We start from the raw sequence: 22,949 nt of genomic DNA, 5'->3' as shown, positions 1-22,949 counted from the left end.
ACGCCACCCGAAGCACTCACCGGCGCGCAGAATGACCATGTGAGCCCAGAGGCGACCGAGACCACCCGTCCGCAGACCCAGCACGGCAACCAGACGGCCCGGGCCGCCGTGGTGGTCGGCGCCCTGGGGGTGGTGTTCGGGGACATCGGCACCAGCCCCATCTACACCATCCAGACGCTGTTCAACCCGGATGACCCGCACCCCGTGCCGCTCACCGACGTCAACATCCTCGGGGTCGTGTCGACGATCTTCTGGTCCGTCATGATCATCGTGACCCTCACCTACGTCACGCTGGTGATGCGGGTGAACAACGACGGTGAGGGCGGCATCATGGCCCTGATCACGCTGTTGCGCCGCTGGGGCACCTCGACCGGCCGGCGCAGCGCGGTCGCCCTGGCCCTGCTGGGCATCTTCGGCGCCGCCCTGTTCTTCGGCGACAGCATGATCACTCCAGCCATCTCGGTGCTGTCGGCGGTCGAGGGCATCAAGACGGTCGAGCCGGGGTTGGCCGGCATCGTCGTCCCGCTGACCGCCCTGATCATCGTGGTGCTGTTCAGCTTTCAGCGGCGGGGCACCGCCGCGGTCGGGCGCCTGTTCGGGCCGGTGATGATCGCCTGGTTCCTGGTGATCGCGGCGGCCGGGGTCGGCGGCATCGCCGGCAACCCCGAGATCCTCAAGGCGCTGTCCCCGACGTACGCCATCGGGTTTCTGACCGGCCACTTCCCCATCGCCTTCTTCGCGCTGGCGGCCGTCGTGCTGGCCGTCACCGGGGCCGAGGCGCTCTACGCCGACATGGGGCACTTCGGGCGTAAGGCCATCATCCGCGGCTGGCTGGGGCTGGTGCTGCCCGCGCTCACGCTGAGCTACCTCGGCCAGGGCGCCCTGCTGCTCGGTGACCGGAGCGCATTGACCGGGCCGTTCTTCCTGCTCGTGCCGGAGTGGGGCCGGCTGCCGCTGGTGATCCTGGCCACCGCGGCCACCGTCATCGCGGCGCAGGCGGTGATCACCGGGGCCTACTCGGTGGCCTCCCAGGCCGGTCAGCTCGGCTACCTGCCGCGGCTACGCATCGCGCACACCTCCGAGTCGACCATCGGCCAGATCTACGTCCCGTGGATCAACTGGCTGCTCATGATCTCGGTGCTGGTGCTGGTGTTCGCCTTCCGCAGCTCGGCCGCGCTGGCCTACGCGTACGGCATGGCCGTGATCGGCACGATCACCATCACCACGCTGCTGTTCTTCTATTTCGCCCGGGTCCGCTGGCACACCCCGCTCTGGCTGGTGCTGACCGGCGGCGGGATCCTGCTCGCGATCGACGTGCTGTTCCTGGCGGCCAACCTCACCAAGATCGTGCACGGCGCCTGGCTGCCCCTGCTGATCGGCGTGGTCGCCTTCACCGTGATGGCCACCTGGCAGCGCGGCCGCCAGATCGTCACCGAGCAGCGCGACCTCGAGGAGGGCCCGCTGCGCGAATTCGTCGAGCAGATGGAGACCCGCCAGCCACCGCTGAGCCGGGTGCCCGGCACCGCCATCTTCCTCAACCGCGGCAAGCAGACCGCCCCGCTCGCGCTCCGGGCGAACGTCGAGCACAACCATGTACGCCACGACCACGTGATCATCCTGGCCATCGACACGCTGCCCGTGCCCCGCCTGACCGAGGATCGGCGCATCGAGGTCGACCATCTCGGGTCGCCGGGCGACGGTGTCACCCACGTGACCGCGCGATACGGCTACATGGAGACGCCGGACGTGCCCGCCCTGCTGCGCATGCTCGACGAGGAGCTGACCGAGGGGCAGATCTCGGTCGACGAGGCGTCCTACTTCCTGTCGAAGATCGAGCTCGTCCGCGGTCCGTCCCACACGATGGCGCCGTGGCGCAAACGCCTCTTCATCGCCACCTCCTACATCACGGCCGACGCGGCGGAGTATTTCAGCCTACCCCGCGACCGCACGGTGATCATGGGGTCGCGAATAGAGGTCTGAAATACCGGAGCGTCGCCTCCGTCTTGGTGACCTGGGGCTCGTCGTCGGGGACGATCCCATACGCCCGGAGAGCGCTCGACGTCTCGGCGGCCACCGCGGCCGCCTTGCCCGAGGGGCAGCGCGTGGAGAGTTCGGCGATCGACGTGCCGTCCGGGAAGGTCCACTCCTCGGCCATCAGCGGATGGTCCAGGGCGATGGGCGTGATGCGGCACTTGCGCACCCGCACCGGACCGAAGGTCATCAGCGCGGTCAAAGGCACATTCGCGTACGCCGTGAGCAGGCGCCGCTGACGGCCGGAGAGCAGCCGGGTGAGCGGTTTCCCGGACGCGACCGTGCGCTCCACCTCGTGCCGCCCGAGGGTGCGCTTGAGCGTGCCCGAGCAGGCGTAGTTGTCGGGTAGCGCGTCGATCTCGACCGCGAACCCGTTGTCGTTACGCAGCCATCGCGGCAGCGCCTTGGGCAGCACCGGCCGCAGCTTGACCACAGCGTCGCCGGCGCGACCCTTGGTGCTGCGCACGCGCACGATCAGGCCGTGCTGCTGCAGGGCGAGGCCGGCCGTGTCGAGGAAGTAGATCTCGCGGGTGAGGCCACCGTCGAGATTCGCCTCCAGGGCCCGCAGATCGTCGGAGGAGACGGCCACCTTGAGCTCGACCTTGGGTGCCTGTTTGCTGATCGGAGGTTGCCAGAAACACCTGGTCATTGCTGTTTTACTCACTGCACGCCCGCGTATCTGGTGGTCCGACATGCCGACCCGCATTGCCCGAATCGGCGAAACAAAACGTCCTCTTCCCTAGATCGACAACCCTCAACCGTTTTCCTGAGGAACGCTGCTCGTTAACCTGCCGTTAACCTATGAAGCACTCCTCGTTCACCGCAGCGGCCATCATACCCCTGGCCCGTGAACCCGGCCGTTTGTCCGGTTTCCGACCGCCCGCTCCGGGGTGATACTGACTGCCGCTTATACCCCTCAGCCGGCAGGAGCACTGGTGGACCCTGAACCTCGGCATATCGAGACCTCGGTCCACGGCAGCAGCGGTGTCCAGGCCGGCAACAACAACATTCAGATCAACAATGAGTCGCGCAAGACGCTCGATCTCGGGTTGATCGGCCGGGCCGCCCCATGGAAAGTCGTTCGGGAACTTCGGCAGCTGGACGTCGACGACGCTGACCAGATCATGAAAGCCGCGCCGGAGAAGGACGCGGATGAAGTTCTGCGTCTCCTGTACTCGGTCGACGAGGAGTACGCCGTCGCACTCGTCGCGGTGATGCACCCAGCTCGAGCCCGAGCGCTGATCAGTCGCGGCGGGCCGGATCTGCAGGGCTTGGCGGATGTGCCGGCGGCGGCGGAAGCGATGTCGAGAGTTCACGACAAGTGGGGCGAAGTTCTCGGCGCCAAGCCTGATTTTCTTCGCCGAACGCAGCTGTCACCCCAAGGAACCGACGGTTTCTACATTATGTATCGAGATGGTGCGGTCTTCTGGTCCGCACGAGGGGGCGCCCACCCGACCACGGACCCCATCGCCGATCTTTATCTCGAGTCGGGGGGAAGTGAAGGACCGCTGGGCTTTCCGCTCACGCCACCCACCGATTTCGAGGTCGGCGCGGAAGCGGGGACTCGTCAGCACTTCGAATTCCTGGGCAACTACAGCGCCGAGACATGCTCGCGGCTCGGTGTGGTCTGTGGGGCAACCGTCTACCGGAGCGAGAAGCACGGGACCTTCGCCACGTGGGGTGGCATCGGCGAGCACTACGAGAGCCACCGAAGCGTCGAACGGTTCGGTTTTCCCACCGGCCCGGAGCAAGAAGCGGGCCCGACGCGCAAGAACGGCACCGGCGACCACGGCTGGATCCAACCGTTCGAGCGGGGCAGCATCGCCTTCACCGAGTCGGTCGGGGCGATCGAGATCATGTCACCGGTGCGGGAACTTTACGACGTCCTCGGCGGGGTGAACGGCCGTCTCGGCTTCCCGCGGGGAAAATCGCACGCCGCCGGCCGGTCGCCGCAAGGTACCGACGGCCGGTTCCAGCGTTTCGAGGGCGCCTGGGACTACCCCGACGACCTGGTGGCCGCCTGCATCGGCTTCGACCATCCCGGTGGCGCCACCGTCTACACCTCGACACACGGAACCCACACCGTCGATGCCGGTATCGGGATCCTCTACGAGCGCCTGGGCGGCACCGCTTCCTGGCTGGGTTTCCCCACCGACGCCCCGCGGAAGGCCGACGCCCGCCGCCGGATCCAGCCCTTCGAGGGCGGCGCCATCTATTGGAGCCCCGAACACGACTCCATCGCGGTCCGCGAGGACGTCCTGGCCATCCTCGGCCCCGACATCGGCTTTCCCACCCACCCGGAGCAGACGATCGGCGACGGTCCCGACACCGTCCAGTTCTTCGAGGCGGGCCTGGTGACCCGTCGTTCGGCGGGTATCGCCCGCTGGCACCAGTAGCAGCCGTAGCCCGATATCCCCCACGGGCGGGCTACCGAAAAGAACCCTGAGGGAAACCTTCAAGCCGGGACCCGCCGTCGCCGATGAGGTGTCGAGCAGAGCGCGGGCGATCCGCGCCGGTCGAAGCGAAGGATCCCCCGTGCGCCTCCCCCGAATCGTGGCTGTCGGCACGGCAGCCGCCATGCTCGGCGGCAGCCTGAGCGGCTGCACCACCCTCAAGGACTTCACCAGCAGCAGCAAGCCGCTGGCCGGCGCGAGCACCCCCGGCGCCGCCTCCACCCCGTCGGCGTCCCCCACCGCCGTCGCGGTCAAGCTCCCGGTCCGGGCCAGCGGCCCGCTGGACACCGGCACGGTCACCCACAGCCTCAAACAGGGCGCCTTCTCGGTGAAGCTGACCTATTGGACCTCGGACAACGCCAAGCTCTACAGCGCCGAGACGCTCAAGACGATCAACGTCGCGGCCCATGTCGAGGACGCCGACGACACCCACCGGATCACCATCAGCACCTTCCAGGTGATCCAGGACGACGGCACCAAGCGGGTCACCGCCGCCACCGACAACGGCAAGTTCGACGTCACCCCGCCCTTCCCCTACAACACCGTGGTCACGCTGCCGGCGGCCACGGCGGGAGCAACGACGCTCGCGCTCACGATCCGGCTGGACCTGCTGGTCGAGACGGCGCCGAAGTCGAACAGCTACTACCGCTCGACCGCCCTCGACACCCTGACCCTGCCGCTGCTCACGAATGGTGCCCCCCGATGACCGAGTCCAGCCCCGGCCTGCGCCGGGCCACCGACCGCCAGATCCTGCTGCCCCGCAGCTCCAAGGCCGGCCCGCTGGCGCTCCCGCCGGCCACCCCGCAGCTGCACGAGCTGGAGGCGGTCGAGACGGTGGCCGGGGAGATCGCGGCCGCCGCCACCAGCGCGACCCCCCGCAACGCGACCATCAGCTGCATCATCCCCTGCTACAACGAGCAGGACACGATCGCCGAGGTGCTGAAGAGCCTGCTCGCCCAGACCCGCCTGCCGGACGTCATCCACGTCATCATCAACAACACCGACGACGACACCCCGGAGATCGCCCGCGGCTTCGAGGGCCGGCACACCCGTACGGTCAAGGGCGAAGAATTCGTCACCACGGTGCACGTCCACGACATGGGCGTGAACCCCGACAAGAAGGTCGGCGCGCTCAACTACGGCTACTTCCTGTCGCGCGGCTTCGACTACATCCTCGGTGTCGACGGCGACACCACGCTGGCCCGCGACGCCGTGGAGCGGCTCGAGCTGGAGATGACCGACGACCCGCGCATCGGCGGGCTCAGCGCGATCTACAGCATCGACAAGAACCGCAAGGGCCTGATGGCGCGGTTCCTGGTGGCCGGGCAGCGCGCGCAGTTCGCCGCGTTCAACATGGACAACCTGCTCCGCGGCCGCAACATGGCCGTGCTGGGCGGTCAGTGCAGCCTGTTCAACATGCGGGCGCTCGAGACGGTCATGGTCCGGCACTATCAGCAGGCGCCGTGGGTGCGCGACAGCGAGGTCGAGGACAGCAAGCTGTCGCTCCAGATCAAGGACGCCGGCTTCAGCACGAAGATCAGCGCCAGCGCCCGCGCGTACGTCGGCCCGATGACCAACCTCCGCGCGCTGCACGGTCAGCAGGTGAAGTGGAACTTCGGCGCCATCGACCTGTTCTGGCCCGGCCAGCGCGGTGACAGCAAGGGCCAGCCGCTGCACCCCAACCTGCGGCTGCGGTGGTTCGAGAACATCTCGATGGCGTTCAACATCGTGTCGCGACTGGGCTTCCTGCTGCTGCTGGTGGCCGCGCTGTCGATCGACGCCTTCGTGTTCAACCCGATCTGGCTCATCCCGCCGGCCATCGCCATGCTGCTCAACCTGCGCCTAGCTCTGTCCATGAAGGACAAGAGCGCCTCCGACATCCTCTATGCGGCGCTTTTCGTCCCGGCCGAGCTCTACATGTTCGTCCGGATGGGGCACTTCGTCTCGGCCTGGGCGCAGTTCCTGGCCAAGACCGATCAGGACAACTGGGCCGCCCAGGCCAACGCGGAGAAGGGCAAGGGCTCGGCCTACGTCATGCCGCTGGTCGTGCTGATCGCCGTCATGGGCGGGGCCATCTTCGCCTGGACCCAGCAGAGCGTGGGCGTGCAGTCGGCGATCCTCTCGCTCGGCTGGCCGTTGCTCTACATCGCCACCATCGCGCAGACCGTCTTCATGCTCCGCAAGCTGGTGCGCCGCCACCGCGGGTTCGCGGTCTGACGTACGGCGGAGGAGGGCGCCGGCCGAGTGCCGGCGCCCTTTCTCATATCGCGGCCTGGACCAGATCGGTGAAACCGTTGGCCAGCAGGATCACCGCGATCGCGGTCAGCAGGATGCCGGCCACCCGGTCGAGGATCATGCTGATCCGGGGCGACACGCGCCGTTCGACGTGCCCTGAGATATACAGCGTCACACCGGTCACGACGGCATAGGCCAGGGCGGCGACGGAGAGCAGGAGCCGCTCGCCGTTGTCCGCGGCGTCGGCCGAGGCGGCCACCCCGAAGGCGAACGTCGTGCCCCCCACGGTCAGCGGAAACGTCAGCGGGGTGAACAGCACCGAGCGCCACGGCACGTCCGGCCCCGGGCCGTCGTCGTCCGGCGACGGTGTGGCCACAGTTCCCCGCATCATCGGCACCGCGGCCAGCAACAGCGCGATGCCGCCGGTCGCGGTCAGCGCCGCGGTGCTGATGCCGAGCAGCACGAGCAGCGGCTCGCCGACCCAGATGGCGGTCAGCACGAAGACCACGACGTTGACCGTCAGCGCGGAGGCCAGCCGCAGTTGCTCGCCGTGGGCGTAGGGGCGGACGATCGGCAGGTACGACGCCAGGGCCGCGACCGGGCTGTAGAGCGCGAACAGGGCCAGGAACAGCACCAGCGCGCTGTGCTCGTACATGGGATCTCAGAAATCCACGGCGTCGCGGATGAGCGGGCAGGTCATGCAGTGCCCGCCGCCGCGGCCCCGGCCCAGCTCGGCGCCGACGATCGTGATGACCTCGACCCCGGCCTTGCGCAGCAGCGTGTTGGTGAGCGTGTTCCGGTCGTACGTGAAGACCTTGCCCGGCTCGAGCGCGACCGCGTTGTTGCCGCTGTCCCACTGCTGGCGCTCGGACTGATAGACGTCCCCGCCGGTCTCGATGACCCGGAGCTCCTTGAGGCCGAGCGATTCGGCGACCACGTCGACGAACGTCCGCGAGCCCTCGTCGGTGATCTCGACCCCGTGCCGGTTGTCGCTGGGGCGCAACGAGAAGGTGTGGATGCCGTCGACGATGGCCGGATAGAGCGTCGCGATGTCCCGGTCGGCGAAGGTGAACACCGTGTCCAGGTGCATGGCGGCGCGCAGCTTGGGCATGCCGGCCACCACCACCCGCTCGGCCGCCCCCTGGTCGAAGAGGGCCTTGGCCACCTGGGTGATGGCCTGGCGGGAGGTGCGCTCGCTCATGCCGACCAGCACCACGCCGTTGCCCACCGGCATCACGTCGCCGCCCTCGAAGGTGGCCAGCCCCCAGTCCTTCTCGGGGTCACCCCACCAGACGGTCGCGCCCGCGAAGTCCGGGTGGAACTGGTAGATCGCCTTCATCAGCAGGGTCTCGTCGTGGCGGGCGGGCCAGTAGAGCGGGTTGAGCGTGACCCCGCCGTAGAGCCAGCACGTCGTGTCCCGGGTGTAGAGCGTGTTCGGCAACGGCGGCATCAGATACTCCCGTACGCCGGTCGACTCGCGCGCCAGAGCGACGTACCCGGACCGGAAGTCGTCCGGCAGGTCGGACGTGGCCAGGCCGCCGATCAGGAAGACGGCGAGCTCACGCGGCGTCAGCGACTCCAGGAAGGCGCGGGTGTCGTCGACCAGCCCGATGCCGACCTCGTTGGGCACGATCTTGCGGTCGAGCAGCCAGGCCCGGGCGTCCGGGAGAGCCATGGTCTGCTCCAGCAGCTCGTGCAGCTCGACCACCTCGACGTCGTGCCCGCGCAGCTTGTTGACGAAGTCGGCGTGGTCGCGCTGCGCGTTCTCGACCCACATGACGTCGTCGAAGAGCAGGTCGTCGGCGTTGCTGGGGGTGAGCCGGCGGTGGGCCAGGCCGGGCGAGCAGACGAGCACCTTGCGCAGCCGGCCGACCTCGGAGTGGACGCCGTAGGGGGTGGATTCAGTCATGATCGACTCCTCGGTTCAGATGGAGATCCAGCCCGCGGCGAGCGCCACGATGCCGACGACCGCCCCGATGACCGAGACGGCCAGGATGACCAGTTCGCGCGGCGAGAACAGCCGGCGCCCCTGCTCGCGCCGGGCCATGACGAACAGGATCGTGGCCGGGGCATAGAGGATGAACGAGACCAGCAGGAACTTCAGACCCGCGGCGAACAGCAGGAACACCGTGTACGCGGTGGCGATCAGCGGGACCGTCAGCGCGCGTCCGCGGCCCAGCTTGACCGCGTAGGCCGCCGCCAGCAGGAACGGGATCAGGCTGAGCGCGCTGGTCAGGTCGAGCGCGAAGTTGAAGGCGTCCTCGGAGAAGTACGTGATGATCAGAACGACCTGGATCAGGATCGTGGTCAGCAGCAACGAGTTGAACGGCACGTCGGCGCCGCGGGTGCGGCCCAGGAAGCGCGGCATGTCGTCGTCGCGCGCGGCCACGAAGAGCACCTCGGCCGCCATCAGCGTCCAGGCCAGATAGGCGCCCAGCACCGACACGATGAGGCCGACGCTGACCAGCACCTTGCCCCACTGGCCGAAGGCGGCTTCGAGCACCCCGCCCATCGACGGCTGGCGCAGCTGGGCGATCTCCTGATAGGGCAGGATCCCGTACGACACGACGGTGACCGAGGCGAAGACGGCGAAGACGCTGAGGAACCCGAGGATCGTCGCGCGCCCCACGTCCGAGCGGCGGGCCGCGTGCCGGGAGTAGACGCTGGCCCCCTCGACCCCCAGGAAGACGAAGACCGTGACGAGCATCGTGCCGCGCACCTGCTCGAAGAGCGACCCGAGATCGCTGCCACCGCGCAGGTTGTCGGCGAACACCTGGGGGTCGAGGGCGAACAACGCCAGCAGCACGAAGGCGATGATCGGGACGAGCTTGGCGATCGTGACGACCCGGTTGATGACGGCCGCGTCCTTGACCCCGCGCTGCACGAGATAGAAGAACGCCCAGACGCCGATCGTCGACAACACGACGGCCAGCACCGTGTCGCCCTCACCCAGAGCCGGGGCGATGGTCCCGATCGTCGACATGATCAGCACCCAGTAGGTGACGTTGCCGACGCACGAGCTGGCCCAGTAGCCGAAGGCGGCGAAGAAGCCCAGATACTCGCCGAAACCCGCTTTGGCGTACGCGTAGACGCCCGCGTCGAGCTCGGGCTTACGGACGGCGAGAGTCTGGAACACGAACGCGAGCATCAACATGCCGGCCCCGGCGATCACCCAGGCGATCAGCGAGCCGAGCACCGCGGTCTCCTGGGCGAAGCGCCGGGGCAGCGAGAACACCCCAGCGCCGACCATCGAGCCGACGACCATCGCCGTCATGGTGATCAGGGTCAGCTTCTGCGGTGTGCTCACCGCCTGAGCGGTGTCGGTCGTGCCCATGGTCACGTCCTCCGTCGAGCTCAGATGGCCGACACCGGGACCGGCGCCAGCAACGTCTTGCCGTCCCGGACGTACGTCACCTCGACCGGCTTCCCGGGGCTCTGCTTGCGGACGGCGACCAGCATCTGGTCGACGCTGTCCACGGCGCTCCCGCCGACGCTGGTCAGGACGTCACCCTCGCGCAGACCGGCCCGGGCCCCGCCCAGGCCCGGCAGCACCTGGTCGATCAGGGCTCCCCGGGGCAGCCCGGTGGCCTGGGCCATCTCGTCGGTGACGGTCACCGCGAGCACCCCGATGCTGGGATGGGTGACCCGGCCGGTGTCGATGATCTGGTCGGCCACCGAGCGGGCGAAGTCCATCGGGATGGCGAAGTTGAGCCCGATGCTGCCGCCCCCGCCGCCGGGCACCTGGGCGCCGGCCGAGTTGACGCCGACCTGCCGCCCGGAGCAGTCGACCAGCGGTCCGCCGCTGTTGCCGGGATTGATCGCGGCGTCGGTCTGCACGGCGTTGACCAGCGCGCTCGGCCGGCCGCCCTGCCCGACGTCGACGTATCGGTTGAGGGCGCTCACCACCCCGGCGGTAATGGTGCTGTTGAGGCCGAGCGGCGAGCCGGCGGCGACCACCGGCTGCCCGATGACCAGCGCCGACGAGTCACCCGCCTCGATCGGGGTCAGCGCCGCGCGATCCGGCGGCACCCGCAGCACGGCCAGGTCGGTGCTCGGATCCCGCCCGACGACGGTCGCCGGCACGTCCGCGGCGCCCCGGGCGAAGTCGACGGTGATCCGGCCCCCGGCGGCGGCCGAGGAGATGACGTGGTCGTTGGTCAGAATGTTGCCCTCACGGTCGAGGACCGAGCCCGACCCGAGACCGGAGCCCTCGGCCCCCTGCACCTGGATGGTCACCAGCGAGGGGAAGACCCGTTCGGCCACGCCGGTGACGTCGCACCCGGTCGAGGCGGCGGCGACCGCCTGCACCGCTTGCGGCTCCGGGCCGGGAGCCCACCAGGCGCCGAGGACGCCGCCGACCACACCGGAGGCCACACACAGCGCCACCGCCCCGCCGATCAACGTTCTCGTGTCTGTCCGCATCGCCTGCCCCATCCGGCCCTGGTGTCCCGCCGACCGTCCCGCATGCCGCCGGGCCGGGCATCACCCGTCGCGGATGAACGATTAAGCGAAAAGTTCGGGGGAATGCGCGGCCCATGACGACGACCCAGACGGCTGCCGCCATGGTTCGACTGACCGACGCCGACACCGCCCTGCTGCGGCTCGGTGCGACGCTCAAGGAACGTGGCTACTGCTTCACGACTGTCACACCGGCCACCCACGAGCGGGTCAACCGCCGTCCCGGCAACGCCGTCGCGCGCAGCCTGCGCGATGTCTTCGGCTGGAGCCGGCCGTTCGCCCCCGACCTGCTGCCCGCCCCGATCGTCGACCTGCTCCGGGCGGCCGGCGCGGTCGACACGAGTGGCGACCTCTGGCGCAGCCGGGTGCGTTTCTCCTCGTACGACGGGGAGCTCTACGTCCACTCGGCGTTCCCGACCGAGGCGCCCGACTCGGTGTTCTTCGGCCCGGACACCTACCGGATGGCCGATGCCGCCGCGGCCCACGTCAGCGGCCTCGACATCGCGCGAGCGGTCGACATCGGCTGCGGCACCGGAGCCGGCGCGATCACCGTCGCCAAGCGGGCCCCCGGCGCGCAGGTGCTCGCGGTCGACATCAACGACAAAGCCCTCCGGTACGCCCGGGTCAACGCCGCCCTGGCCGGCGTCGACCACCGGGTGCTCCCCCGCCGCAGCAACCTGCTCGACGACGTCGACGGCTCCTTCGACCTGATCGTCTCGAATCCGCCGTTCATGGTCGACCCGGCCGGCCGGACCTACCGCGACGGCGGCGGTCCGGGCGGTCACGAGCTGTCGCTGACGATCATCGACGTCGCGGCGCAGCGGCTGAGCCCCGGCGGCTCGCTCGTGCTGTTCAGCGGTTGCGGCATCGTCGACGGCCACGACCGGCTGCGCGAGGCGGCCGCCCGGCGGCTCGAAGGCACCGGTCTGACCTGGACCTATCGCGAGGTCGACCCGGACGTCTACGACGAGGAGCTGGACGGCTCGGCCTACGCCCGGGCCGAGCGGATCGCGGTGGTCCTGCTGACCGCCACCCGTCCCCGGTGAGCCTCACCCTGGGCGTGGAGGAGGAGTTCCTGCTTCTCGACCCGGACACCGGCGAGAACGCGCCGATGGCCGAGAAGGTCTACGCCGAGCTGCCCGACGAGTTCCGCCACCGCAGCCGCCGCGAGTTCCGCCCCAGCATGGTCGAGATGGTCACCGACGTCTGCACCACCCTGGACGAGCTGCGCGACCAGTTGCTGACTGCCCGCCGGGCCACGGCCGCGGCGGCCACCGCCACCGGCGCCCGCCTGGTGGCGATCGGAGCCACCCCGGTCGCCGAGCCGGTCCGCGAGCCGATGGACGACACCCGCTTCCGCAAGATCGTGGCCCACTACGGCCCGATCGCGCGCGACCCGGCGGTCTGCGGCTGCCACGTCCATGTCGGCGTCCCCGACCCGGCCCTGGCCGTGCGGATCTGCACCCGGTTGCGCCCCTGGCTGCCGGTGATCCAGGCGCTGGCCGCCAACTCGCCGCTGCATCTCGGGGCGGACACCGGATACGCCAGCTGGCGCTCGATCCAGCTCGACCGGTGGCCCAGCCTGGGACCGTGGCCGCACCTGGCGTCGGTGGCGGACTACGAGCGTACGGTCGAGGCGCTGATCGCCTCGGGCGAGATGATGGACCACAGCATGCTGTTCTGGTTCTCCCGCCCGTCGGCCAACTTCCCGACGGTCGAGGTGCGCGTGGGCGACGTCTGCCTGGAGGCGGCCGACACCGTGCTGATCGCCGCCCTGGTGCGCGGCCTGGTCGACACCATGGCGTCACCGCCGGCCGAGCCGGTGGCGATCCCGGACGTGGTGCTCGAAGCGGCCCACTGGAATGCCGCCCGCCAGGGCACAGCGGGCACGTTGCTCGACCCGCGCTCGGCCCGGCCCCGGCCGGCCTGGGAGCTGATCGCCGAGCTGCTCGAGCTGGTCGCGCCGTCCCTCGACCGGCACGGCGACCTGGAGGTGGTGACGGCCGGCCTCGACCGCCTGCGCCGCGACGGCACCGGCGCCGCCCGCCAGCGGCGCCTGCTCGAAGCACACGGTGTAACCGGTGCGCTGGCGCTGGCGGGCGACGCGACCGTCGCCGGGTGAAGGCTGCCCGACGCCGGCGTATCACTTCACGAGCACTTTCATTCCGAACAGTTTCTCTGCATTTCGGAACGCAATCTTTTCCTTGTCTTCGCGTGGCAGATCGACTCCGCGGAACCAGTCGGTCTGCGCCTTGATGTCCGCGAACGGGTAGTCGGTTGCGAACATCACTCGATCCACGCTGATGAACTTCAGCAGAAGATCGAGCAGTTCGGTCTGGGGGAATGCGCTGGTCGTGATCCAGAAGTTGTCCTGGAAGTATTGCCCGATGGGCTTCTCGAGCGAGTTTTCGGTCGGCTCGCCCATGTCTTCGATGATCCGCTTGTAGTAGAAGGGAAGACCTTCGCCCATGTGTCCGATGATGATTTTCAGTTCAGGGAATCTGTCGAAAACCCCGTACGTGATCATCCGAATGCATTGGGTCAGCACCTCCTGGTGCCAGCCATATCCAGACCCACTGAAAATGTAGTCCTGGAACTCTTCCGTGTATTCCGACCGTGTGGTGCTGTAGTAAATCTTGAAGATTTCGTCCGCTGGATAGCCGGGATGCAGGTAGATCGGCACATCGAGAGCGACGGCACGCGCCAGAACAGGCTCGAAATCGGGATGATCGAGATACTTCTTCGTGATGTGCCCGTTGGTCAGTGCGCCCAGGAAGCCATCCTCCTTGACCGAGCGTTCCAGTTCGTCCGCCGCCGCCTCCGGGCTCTGCAAGGGCAAGGTGGCGAAAGCCTTGAAGCGGCCCGGATATTTGGCGATCGGCCCGTCGACAAGTTGCCGGTTGAGACGATAGGCAAGGTCGATGCCCCTTTGCCCGGGGACGTTTTGTACGGACGGTGTATGAGCAGAGAGGATTTGAACGTTGAGTCCCCCCGCGTCCATATCGCCGATGCGTCGTTGGCCCAGATCCGAAAGACCAATTTCCTCGAGGAACGCTATGTGCTCCTCATTGATGGAGTTCAGCTTCAACAACGTGGGAGTCGAAAAGGTCTCCTCCACGCCGATGAAGGGCAGGTCCCGGTCTCGCAATGCAATGTCCGGAGTCTTGCCCGGAGCGTCTTTCCCGTCGGCTGCCGAAGCAGCGGCATACGTGGACAAGCCGGCACCAGCGCCAAGTGCCGTGGCGGCGGCCAGAAAGCCGCGGCGTCCCATGGACTTCATGTCAGTCTCTTTCCAGCTGCTTGTGGTGTGGTATCCGCACGGCAAACGTCTGCGAGATGCTTCAGTTCGACCCTTCGTCGTCACCAGGCGCGCCCGGGTGTGACATCATTGCCTCCTGCACGCGGATTGCCTCGTTCATCCGATGCCGAATTCGTACCAAGCGAATCTGAGACGAACGTTAAGAAGCCCTGACACGGTGTCCTGAGTGATGTCTCGTAACTCGGTGCGGGCGCCGGGCAAACGGGTGGGCGGCGTCAGTCGGCCAGAGCGATGTCGTGCAGATGAGCGATGCCTGAAGCAGTGACCGCGGGTATGCGCCCGGCGCGGCGGTAGTCCCGCAGGATCGTGTAAGTCTTCGGGCCGGCGGCGTACTGGCGCGAGTGCGAGTAGCGGGCCGAGGGTGTCGATGGCCCGGTGGGCGGCGGAGTGCGAGACCCCGACCAGCGGGCCGATGACGCCTTCGAGCAGGCAGGGAAGCTGCTACGGCATCCGGTCGGCCTCGAGGAACTGTTCGAGCGGCAGCACCAGCCGGCGTATCTCAGTCCGCGCTTCGTGCCTTTCCGGCCTGGGGATCGGCGTCGGCGCCCAAGCGGGACCAGAAAGCGGCCAGGGTGGCGGCGCCGTTGAGGAGCATCTGGATGGAGACTCGTTCGTCGTCGTCGTGCCAGCGGTCCTCGGGGAGGCCGACGCCGAAGAAGAGGACCGGGGCGGCGAGCTTGCGGGCCAGCAGCTCAGCCGGACCGCCGCCGGCGTTGCCCATGCGGCCCGGGCGCCGGCCGAAGCCCTCCTCCATCGCGGCCGCCAGCACGGCCAGCGCGGGAAGGTCGCCCGGCGTGCGGTAGGGCTCCTGGGAGATCTGCTCCGAGATGGTCAAGTCGTAGTCGACCTTGTCGTCCAGCCGAGCGGCCACCCACTGCCGCAGCTGTTTCTCGACCGTGGCGGCGCGCTGCCCGGTCGCCGTACGGATGCTGAGCCGCGCCGTGGCCACCGCCGGCACCGCCGCCCGGGGCAGACCGGCCGGGTCCCCCGACAGCAGCCCGATCACCTCGACCGAGGGCCGCTCCCACAGCCGCTCCAGCACTGTGTAGCCGTGCTCCCCGCCGATGCTGCGCGTCTCCGACCGCTCCAGCCAGTCCTCGTCGCTGTAGGGCAGCGCCGCCAGCTCGGCCCGCCGCGCCTCGGTCAGCTCCTCGACGTCGTCGTAGAACCCGGGGAACGTGATCCGCCCCTGGTCGTCGTGCAGCGCGGCGATCAGCGCGGACAGCTCGATCGCCGGGTTGACCGCCGGACCCGACACGGCCCCGCTGTGCACGTCGCGCAGCGGCCCCAGGACCCGCAACTCCGCGCTGATCATGCCGCGCACGCTCGTGCACACCGCGGGGTGGTCGGCCCGCCAGGTCAGCGTGTCGCTGACCACCACGAGGTCGCAGTCGAGCAGGTGGCGGTGCTGGTCGAGAGCGTCCGCGAGGTGGGCCGAGCCGGTCTCCTCCTCACCCTCGACCAGGATCTTGATGTTGACCGCCGGAGCTTCGCGACCGGTGACCGCCAGGTGGGTGCGGATACCCCAGAGGTGGCTGAGCACCTGCCCCTTGGCGTCCGACCCACCCCGGCCGTAGACGTAGCCGTCCCGCACGGCCGGCGAGAACGGCGCGGTCTCCTCCCATTGCTCGTCGTCGGTCTTCCGTACGTCGTGGTGGCTGTAGATCAGCACGGTCGGTGCCCCCGGCGCCTCGCACCACTCGGCATAGACCGCCGGCGCACCCTCGATCCGCCACACGTCCACGGTCGGGAACCCGGTCGCCCGCAGCGCCCCGGCCAGCCAGTTCGCCGAGCGGAGCAGATCGGGCTCGTTCTCGGGCAGCCCGGCCACCGACCGCAACCGCATCCAACCGATCAGTTCGTCCACCAGGTCGTCCCGGTGCTGGTTCAGGTAGGCGCGCACCCGGCCCGGCTACCCGCGACGGACCCGATCATGCCCGCAGTGCCTGCTGGAACCGGTCCTGGTCCCACTTCTCGGTGAGCGCCCGGCGCACCAGCTCGGCCTGGGTCGGCGGGGCCAGTCCGCCGATGGGCTGGTCGCGGTCGAGGTCGGCCGGGAACGCGTAGCCCTCGGCGGACGCGGCGATCACGTTCTCGACCGAGCCGCCGTACGTCCGGAGCACCGGGTAGAGCGCGGCCACCATGGCCGTACGGTCGACGGCCTCCATCGCGCGGCCGAAGCCCGACGAGATCTGCAGGAGGTTGGCCATCCGGCGTACGCCCGTGGATCTGTTGGTGCCGGCGCCATGGAACAGGGCCGGGTTGAAGAAGGCGGCGTCGCCCTTGTTCAGCGGCAGCTGCACGTGGTGGGCGTCGAAGTAGCCGGTGAACTCGGGCTGGTGGAAAGCGATGTAGCCGGCCGGGTACTTCTGGGAGTGCGGCAGATACAGCGTCGGCCCGGTCTCGATCGGCATGTCGACGTGCGCGACCGCGCCCTGCAACGTCAGCACCGGCGACAGCGCGTGGATGTGGGCCGGATACCGCAGCGCCTGCTCCTGCGACATGAACCCGAGGTGGTAATCGCGGTGCGCCACCTGCGCCTGGCCACCCGGGTTGACCACGTTGACCTGCGAGGTCACCTGGTAGCCGGTGCCGAGCCAGGCTTCGCAGATCAGCGCCAGCACCGGGTTGTCGTAGTAGGCGGCGAACGCCGCCGGGTCCCGCAACGCGAACTTGTCGAGCGCGCCCCACACCCGGTCGTTGGCCCCAGGCTTCGCGAAGTGGTCACCGCCCTGGACGCCGGCCGCCCGCTGCTCGTCGATCAGCGCGGTGAACACGGCGGTCGCCCGGTCGACGACGTCGGTCGCGAAGGCGTCGGTGAACACCACGATGCCCGGCCCGTCGCGCAGCGCCCGGATCAGCTCGCCCTGGATCTCGCGGGTCCGGGGCAGCGATCCCGGATAGATGAGCACGTTGTCGACGACGTCGGTCGCGTGCGGGTAGCCGGTCAGTTCCGTCTTCTGCTCGCAGACCGCCCGGAAGTCCTCCAGGTCGCAGTCGGCGGCGGTGAACCACGTTGTCATGGGCCTCACGCTAGGTCTCCGTGCGCCGCCACGGACCCTTGAGAACCCCTCAAAACCCCATCATCGTGGGACGCATGAAGCACCCGTACCGGATCCGCGAGATCGCCTCTCAAGCCGGGCTCAGTGAGGCCACAGTGGACCGGGTGCTGCACGGCCGGGGTGGCGTCCGGGAGAGCACCGTCCGCGAGGTGCGCCGGGCCATCACCGATCTCGACCGGCAGCGTGACCAGGTGCGCCTGGCCGGCCGGACTTTCCTCGTCGACGTGGTCGTGCAGGCACCGCCGCGCTTCTCCACGACGATCCGCGCGGCGCTGGAGGCCGAGCTGCCCGGCTTGCGCCCGGCGCTGGTCCGGGCCCGCTTCCACCTGCTCGACGGCCCTTCCGTACGGGAGGTCGTCGCCGCCCTGGACCGGGCCGGCCGCAGTGGCTCGCACGGCGTCATCCTCAAGGCGCCCGACCACCCGGACATCGTCGCGGCGGCCACCGGGCTCAGCATTCCGCTGGTCACGCTCGTGACCGATCTGCCCACCAGCCCCCGCATCACCTACGCCGGCCTCGACAACCACGCCGCCGGGGCCACCGCGGCCTACCTGATCGAGCAGTGGCTGGGCGACCGTCCGGGTGAGGTGCTCGTGGTGCGCGGCCGCGGCACGTTCCGCGGCGAGGACGAGCGTGAGGCGGGCTTCCGGGCCGAGACCCGGCGCCGCGTCGTCGAGGTCACCGACGCCGAGGACCGGCCCGATACCGTACGCCGGGACATCCGCGACCGGCTGACCGCGAACCCGGCCGTCCGCGGGATCTATTCGCTCTACGCCGGCGCGGGCGGCAACGCGGCCGTCGTCGAAGCGTTCCGCGACCACCCGTACGACGTCTTCGTCGCCCACGACCTCGACCGGGAGAACACGGCCCTGCTGCGCGAGCGCAAGCTATCGGCCGTGCTCCACCACGACCTGCGCACCGACCTGCGCCGGGCCTGCCACGCCATCATGCAGTCGCACGGCGTGCTCCCCGGCCCGATCCGCACCAACCCCTCAGCCGTCCAGGTGATCACCCCGTTCAACGCGCCACCGGTCGAATTCTGACCCGGCCCGGTGCTCACTCATCCGTACCGGACGATGCCCTGCCCTCAGATCCGTGCGCGCCGCTCAGGAGGTCAGGTGCGTCCAGGCCTCGCCGATCGTCAGGCCCACCGGCAGCGCCTCGACCCAGGTGCGCCACACCTGCTTGTCGACCTGCCAGGTCTTGAGGTAGCTGACGCAGTCGTCCGAGGTGAACTGGTGGAGGCCGGCCCGGGCCGCGTGCAGCGCCTCGGCCATCTGCATGCGGCGGAACACCGAGATGCCGGGCGCCGTGTCGAGCCGGCGCAGGATGCCGGTGATGAACTCCTCGCGGTCGGCCCGGAAGGCCTCCCAGAACGGGGTGGCGGCCGCCTCGTCCAGCGTCCGGCCGTCGTCCAGCAGGGAGAACAGACCCTCGGCCAGGCAGTCGCCGAACTCCTCGGTCACGGCCCGGTTCTTGACCGCGTACGGGTCGAAGCGCGCCTGACTGAACGTCCCGTAGACCGCACACCGGGCCAGCCCGTGCGGGTCGAGCAGGAAGAACCAGTCCTCGTTGTAGATGCTCGTGAAGAACGAGGTCGCCCGGCTCCGGCGGAACAGCATCGCGCCCGACCCGATGAACGTCCCCTGGTGGCCGCCGGTGTCGCGGTGGGCGTGGCAGACCACGGAGTTGTCGGGGAAGCCGACATTGTCGAGGCCGACCACCTCGTAGTCGTCGAGCAGCGCAGCCGCCCGGCGCACCTCGGAAGCATCCCGGATGTCGATGTCGTCGTCCAGGAAGAGGACCCGCTCCCACCCGGCCATCCAGGCCAGGGCCAGGCCGAAGTTCCGCTTGCCGGGGGTGTCGGTCTGCCGCCGGAGGCTGCTGTCCAACCGCATGAACCGGCTCTCGAGCACCGGCAGCCGGCTGGTCTCCGGCGATTCGACCGCGAACACCTCGACCCCGGAACCGGCGGTCTGCGCCCGGACGCCGGCCGGGGTGGCTTCGAGGCTGCACAGCACCAGCAGGGGGCAGCCGAGCTCGGCGGCCAGCCGGGTGGCATGCGCGAGGCTGCCGGCCGACCGCGCGGCGGGCACGATGATCGCGTTCACGTCAGCCTCGGCGTCCACCGCCGTGATGTGGTGGAGGAGCGGACGGTGCGTGGCCCGTTGCCGGGACTGCTGCGCGTCAGTGGGCAGCAGCACCGCTGGTGCGGTCATGCTCGGCCTCCGGCCACTCGTGTAAACGAATGTCGTCCACCGTCCAGTCGGGGACGACGACTTCATTGGCGACGATCTTCACGCGGCAGACGATGCTATAGGTGTCGGTCCCGTGAAATCTACGGTCGACGTAAGCCGCGTTCCGCTCCTGGATCTTCGGATCGGTCAGGGCCCGGACGATCCCGTAGCTTCCCCGGCTGTACATGCCGTTGAAGAATGTCAGTGTTCGCTCCCGATTATAGGGATTCGGAGCGCGCAGATAGTGCGCAACGTCCTCCCGGAGAGTGGTGCTGCCCTGGTCACGGTGCAGCTTCGGGGCCAGCCGGGCGCGCCGCCCGTCCGCGTAGCCGACCGAGAACGCCCCGGTGTCGTGGAACGTCTCGCGCTCCAGTTGCTTGACCGGGACGTGGCTGAGGTCGGTCAGCGCGGCCGCGGTCACCTCGTTGAAGTCGACGCCGCCGAGCGCGATCAGGTGGGCGGTCAGATCGTCGGTCGACAGCTCCCGCGGGACGCCCACGGTTGTGGGGTTGGTCGGATTCATCCCGCGGATGAACGACAGCAACTCGATCAGCGCGTCGAGGTCGGCGTACTTGTACGACTCGACGTAGTCGGGGCCGTGCGGCCGGGACACATCGCCGAACTGGTCCCGCACGTGCTGGGGCAGCTCCGACGGGACGATGGTGATCGCCTGGCCGGGTGGGAAGTGCAACGGATGCGGGATGGCCGGCTCACCGAGCGCATCACCCTCCCCGGCGACGCGGCCGCGCAGAGTGTGCAGACTCCGCCGGAGCTCGTGAAAGGCCTGCTGCTGCTCGCCGTCGAGCTGATCGACGCCGGGCAGCGACGACGCCGGCTCGGACAGTGCGAAGTAGAGCGCGTAGTCGTCCAGGCGCTCGGGCGGCGGCACGGTGCCGTGCTCCCAGGAGGAGATCAGCGGAACACTCACTCCGAGCACCCGGCCCAGTGCCCGCTGGGTCAGCGGGTGACCCGGCCACCCGGCCGTGCGCAGCTCCCTCAGCCGCTCGGCGAGCGTAGTCACCCTGGGCATCGGCGCCGTCTCCTTCAGTTGACTTCAGTAGCTCGCTGAAGCACAGCCCGAAGGATAGACCTTAACGCCGGGAAAAGCATGAGTGAACCGGAATGAGGTTATCGGGGCTGCCGTGAGGAGCCAGAAATTGACGATGGTTAACGCTACTTCAGTGAAGTGCTGAAGTTTAGTCTGAGCTTACAAGAAGCGCTGAAATCAAGCGCCGGCAGGGGTGATGACGATGCCGATGCCCGGACGTTCTCCTCGATCACGTGAGCCACCGCGATGGCTCCGCCGCTCTCCCCTCGCGCCCGCCCCGAAGATGCTCTGTCGCGAACCCGCCTCTTTGTCAGGGAAGGCACGCTCATGTCAATTCTCGTCCCCTTCGCCGCGGCGGCCGGCACCTCTCCGGAGCTCCCCACCGACCTGATGAGCACCATCGCGATCATGGTCGCGATCATGCTTCTCGGCTTCGCGGTCAGCTGGGCCCGCTCCGTCCTGACCGCCGTCTGGCAGATGACCCGCATGCTGCTCACCTCGCTCGGCGTGGTCGTCCTGCTGCTCCTGTCCCTCGTCGCCCTGATCGGCGCCGTCATTGTCTCGGCCCTCGGCCGGTGACGAACCCACGTGCCCCGGCCGTGCGCCGGGGCACGTGCCGGGTTCGCGGCCGGACCGGAAGTGGGATTAGCTGTGCGGGTGCCCGTGAAGATCCGCGCCGCGAACCGCGACGACCTCGAATCGCTCATCGGTGCCCTCGGTCCTGATCATCACGAGTTCTTCGCCGGCCGCTATCCGTTGCAGGAGAAGGGGTTGGGCGAGATCCTGCTGGCCTTCGAGGACGACGGACCGGTGGGCGGGGTGTTCCTCTCGTGGGATCTGGCCACCGAGCCCGAGATCCGGCGGCACCTGGCCGGCGTACCGATGATCTTCCATCTGCACGTCGCGCCCGCCCGGCGGCACCACGGGGTGGGCCGGGCTCTGCTGCGGCAGGCCGAGGCCAATCTGCGCGCCCGGGGTCACGAGCAGGTCCTGCTCGGTGTGGACAAATCCAACCGGGTGGCCCGCGACCTCTATCTGTGGCTCGGCTACGTGCAGCCGGCCGAGCCCGATCTGCGCGACCTGCGGGCGACCCCTGAGCCGGGCGCCCGCGACCACGCGGTCGGCGACACCTACGACATCCTCGTCGCCGACCTCGACCGGACCGTCCCGCTCTGGAGCTGACTCCCCACTTCCGTACGCGCTGATCGGCGAGGACGGGCCGAGCCGCGATCCGGCCTACCATTGACCATGGTCTCCGACGGGTTTCTGCGCTGGCGGGAACCCGTCGCCCGGGCGCTGTCCCGGGTCATTCCGGGTGACGTGCTGTGGTTCGCCGACACCACCGAACCCGTGTTCGCGCTGACCTTCGACGACGGGCCGCACCCCGAGACCACCCCGCAGCTGCTCGAGGTGCTGCGCCGGCACCGGGCGTCGGCGACGTTCTTCCTGATCGGTGAGCGGGTCGCCGCGTACGGGGAACTGGTCGAGCAGATCGTGGCCGACGGCCACGAGATCGCCAACCACCTGATGCGCGACGAACGGTCGGCCTTCATCGGAGACGAGCGGTTCCGCCAGGACCTGGCCGAGGTGAGCCGGATGCTCGCCCGTTACGGTCCGGTCCGGTGGTTCCGCCCCGGCTCCGGCGTCTTCACCCCGCGGATGCTCCGCTCGGCGGCCGAGATCAACCTGCGCGCGGTCCTCGGCACCCTCGTCGCCGGCCACACCGGGGGCCCGGCCGACGAGGCGATCGCCGGCCACCTGCTGGCCTCGATCCGCCCGGGCTCGATCGTCGTCCTGCACGAGGGCACCGCCCAGCGCAGCGGTGTCGCCGCCACCACCGACGACCTGCTGACCGCCCTCGCCGCACGAGGCCCGACCGCCGTGACGGTCTCCGACCTCGTACGGGATCGGAGAATCAGATAAGGCAGCGTCGCAAGCAGCCGGCGGTGAGCAGCGGGCGGCATCTCGCCGGCCGCCACCTGACCGGCCGGCACCGCACAGATACGGCCCGCGATCATCGGCCGGCCGTTGCCCGAGAATCGTCGCGAACAATTGCCGCTTGCCCTCAGCGACTGCTTCCTCGCCGCCGGCCCGCTCGACGTACTC

Annotated in this window: 20 protein-coding genes and 1 pseudogene; 10 read left to right on the top strand and 11 right to left on the bottom strand. The window is 69.1% G+C overall.

The window, feature by feature from the left end; all coding sequences use genetic code 11:
• Positions 1–39: 39 nt before the first annotated feature.
• On the top strand, positions 40–1,980 hold the full coding sequence (locus tag NAG42_RS24435; RefSeq protein ID WP_250033309.1) for a potassium transporter Kup: 1,941 nt from the start codon (positions 40–42) through the stop codon (positions 1,978–1,980).
• On the opposite strand, the gene NAG42_RS24430 is transcribed toward NAG42_RS24435, so the two are convergent.
• Entirely contained in the window at positions 1,955–2,680 is a 726-nt protein-coding gene (locus NAG42_RS24430) for a CYTH domain-containing protein (RefSeq protein ID WP_250033308.1), read from the bottom strand. The genes NAG42_RS24435 and NAG42_RS24430 overlap by 26 nt on opposite strands.
• 241 nt (positions 2,681–2,921) lie before the next feature.
• Between NAG42_RS24430 and NAG42_RS24425 the strand changes: the two genes are divergently transcribed.
• The 3 genes from NAG42_RS24425 (at position 2,922) to NAG42_RS24415 (ending at position 6,701) form a co-directional block, all read left to right on the top strand.
• A complete protein-coding gene (locus tag NAG42_RS24425; protein WP_250033307.1) occupies positions 2,922–4,427 on the top strand; it encodes an LGFP repeat-containing protein in 1,506 nt (501 codons plus the stop codon).
• Between the two features lie 139 nt (positions 4,428–4,566).
• Positions 4,567–5,190, top strand: coding sequence for a hypothetical protein (locus NAG42_RS24420; RefSeq protein ID WP_250033306.1), 624 nt, complete (start codon positions 4,567–4,569; stop codon positions 5,188–5,190).
• Positions 5,187–6,701, top strand: a complete 1,515-nt coding sequence (locus NAG42_RS24415; RefSeq protein WP_250033305.1) for a glycosyltransferase family 2 protein — start codon at positions 5,187–5,189, stop codon at positions 6,699–6,701. The genes NAG42_RS24420 and NAG42_RS24415 overlap by 4 nt, the downstream gene beginning before the upstream one ends.
• 43 nt (positions 6,702–6,744) lie before the next feature.
• Here NAG42_RS24415 and NAG42_RS24410 read toward each other — a convergent pair whose 3' ends face one another.
• Genes NAG42_RS24410 through NAG42_RS24395 form a run of 4 tightly spaced genes read right to left on the bottom strand, consistent with a single transcriptional unit; the run spans position 6,745 to position 11,141 of the window.
• Complete coding sequence (locus NAG42_RS24410; RefSeq protein ID WP_250033304.1) at positions 6,745–7,374, bottom strand: MarC family protein; 630 nt, start codon at positions 7,372–7,374, stop codon at positions 6,745–6,747.
• A 6-nt stretch (positions 7,375–7,380) separates the two neighbouring features.
• Positions 7,381–8,628, bottom strand: coding sequence for an arginine deiminase (locus NAG42_RS24405; protein ID WP_250033303.1), 1,248 nt, complete (start codon positions 8,626–8,628; stop codon positions 7,381–7,383).
• A gap of 15 nt (positions 8,629–8,643) precedes the next feature.
• On the bottom strand, positions 8,644–10,053 hold the full coding sequence (locus NAG42_RS24400; RefSeq protein ID WP_250033302.1) for a basic amino acid/polyamine antiporter: 1,410 nt from the start codon (positions 10,051–10,053) through the stop codon (positions 8,644–8,646).
• 20 nt (positions 10,054–10,073) lie between these two features.
• Positions 10,074–11,141 carry a S1C family serine protease gene (locus tag NAG42_RS24395; protein WP_250033301.1) on the bottom strand — a complete coding sequence of 356 codons (1,068 nt, stop codon included), beginning with the start codon at positions 11,139–11,141 and terminating at the stop codon, positions 10,074–10,076.
• 113 nt (positions 11,142–11,254) lie between these two features.
• On the opposite strand from NAG42_RS24395, the gene NAG42_RS24390 reads away from it, so the two are divergent.
• Both NAG42_RS24390 and NAG42_RS24385 read left to right on the top strand, forming a co-directional pair.
• Positions 11,255–12,223, top strand: a complete 969-nt coding sequence (locus NAG42_RS24390) for a methyltransferase (protein WP_250033300.1) — start codon at positions 11,255–11,257, stop codon at positions 12,221–12,223.
• Positions 12,220–13,299, top strand: coding sequence for a carboxylate-amine ligase (locus tag NAG42_RS24385; protein WP_250033299.1), 1,080 nt, complete (start codon positions 12,220–12,222; stop codon positions 13,297–13,299). Before NAG42_RS24390 ends, NAG42_RS24385 begins: the two co-directional genes overlap by 4 nt.
• A gap of 21 nt (positions 13,300–13,320) precedes the next feature.
• Here NAG42_RS24385 and NAG42_RS24380 read toward each other — a convergent pair whose 3' ends face one another.
• From NAG42_RS24380 to NAG42_RS24365, 4 genes and pseudogenes are all read right to left on the bottom strand, one after another.
• The gene (locus NAG42_RS24380; protein ID WP_250033298.1) at positions 13,321–14,457 is read right to left on the bottom strand and encodes an amidohydrolase family protein; all 1,137 of its coding nucleotides are present in this window, start codon (positions 14,455–14,457) and stop codon (positions 13,321–13,323) included.
• A gap of 351 nt (positions 14,458–14,808) precedes the next feature.
• Positions 14,809–14,910 (bottom strand): annotated as a pseudogene (locus tag NAG42_RS24375) (IS5/IS1182 family transposase); the annotation flags it as partial.
• Positions 14,911–14,995: 85 nt separating this feature from the next.
• Positions 14,996–16,399 (bottom strand): M20/M25/M40 family metallo-hydrolase, encoded by a 1,404-nt coding sequence (locus tag NAG42_RS24370; RefSeq protein WP_250033297.1) that lies wholly within the window; start codon positions 16,397–16,399, stop codon positions 14,996–14,998.
• A 28-nt stretch (positions 16,400–16,427) separates the two neighbouring features.
• A complete protein-coding gene (locus NAG42_RS24365; protein ID WP_250033296.1) occupies positions 16,428–17,519 on the bottom strand; it encodes a phytanoyl-CoA dioxygenase family protein in 1,092 nt (363 codons plus the stop codon).
• A 74-nt stretch (positions 17,520–17,593) separates the two neighbouring features.
• Here NAG42_RS24365 and NAG42_RS24360 point away from each other — a divergent pair, with 74 nt between their 5' ends.
• Complete coding sequence (locus NAG42_RS24360) at positions 17,594–18,601, top strand: LacI family DNA-binding transcriptional regulator (RefSeq protein WP_250033295.1); 1,008 nt, start codon at positions 17,594–17,596, stop codon at positions 18,599–18,601.
• Positions 18,602–18,664: 63 nt separating this feature from the next.
• On the opposite strand, the gene NAG42_RS24355 is transcribed toward NAG42_RS24360, so the two are convergent.
• Both NAG42_RS24355 and NAG42_RS24350 read right to left on the bottom strand, forming a co-directional pair.
• Positions 18,665–19,777: a hypothetical protein gene (locus tag NAG42_RS24355; RefSeq protein WP_250033294.1), complete on the bottom strand. Its 1,113-nt coding sequence runs from the start codon at positions 19,775–19,777 to the stop codon at positions 18,665–18,667.
• Positions 19,746–20,825 carry a helix-turn-helix domain-containing protein gene (locus NAG42_RS24350; protein ID WP_250033293.1) on the bottom strand — a complete coding sequence of 360 codons (1,080 nt, stop codon included), beginning with the start codon at positions 20,823–20,825 and terminating at the stop codon, positions 19,746–19,748. Before NAG42_RS24350 ends, NAG42_RS24355 begins: the two co-directional genes overlap by 32 nt.
• A gap of 345 nt (positions 20,826–21,170) precedes the next feature.
• Here NAG42_RS24350 and NAG42_RS24345 point away from each other — a divergent pair, with 345 nt between their 5' ends.
• The 3 genes from NAG42_RS24345 (at position 21,171) to NAG42_RS24335 (ending at position 22,766) form a co-directional block, all read left to right on the top strand.
• Positions 21,171–21,422: a hypothetical protein gene (locus NAG42_RS24345; protein ID WP_250033292.1), complete on the top strand. Its 252-nt coding sequence runs from the start codon at positions 21,171–21,173 to the stop codon at positions 21,420–21,422.
• 72 nt (positions 21,423–21,494) lie between these two features.
• Entirely contained in the window at positions 21,495–22,025 is a 531-nt protein-coding gene (locus NAG42_RS24340; protein WP_250033291.1) for a GNAT family N-acetyltransferase, read from the top strand.
• A gap of 66 nt (positions 22,026–22,091) precedes the next feature.
• Positions 22,092–22,766, top strand: a complete 675-nt coding sequence (locus tag NAG42_RS24335; RefSeq protein WP_250033290.1) for a polysaccharide deacetylase family protein — start codon at positions 22,092–22,094, stop codon at positions 22,764–22,766.
• Positions 22,767–22,949 lie beyond the last annotated feature (183 nt).

It is taken from the genome of Paractinoplanes maris, assembly GCF_023544465.1.
GTDB lineage: Bacteria > Actinomycetota > Actinomycetes > Mycobacteriales > Micromonosporaceae > Actinoplanes > Actinoplanes maris.
The sequence above is the reverse complement of the archived record's forward strand: the minus strand, read 5'-3'. Positions and strand labels throughout refer to the sequence as shown.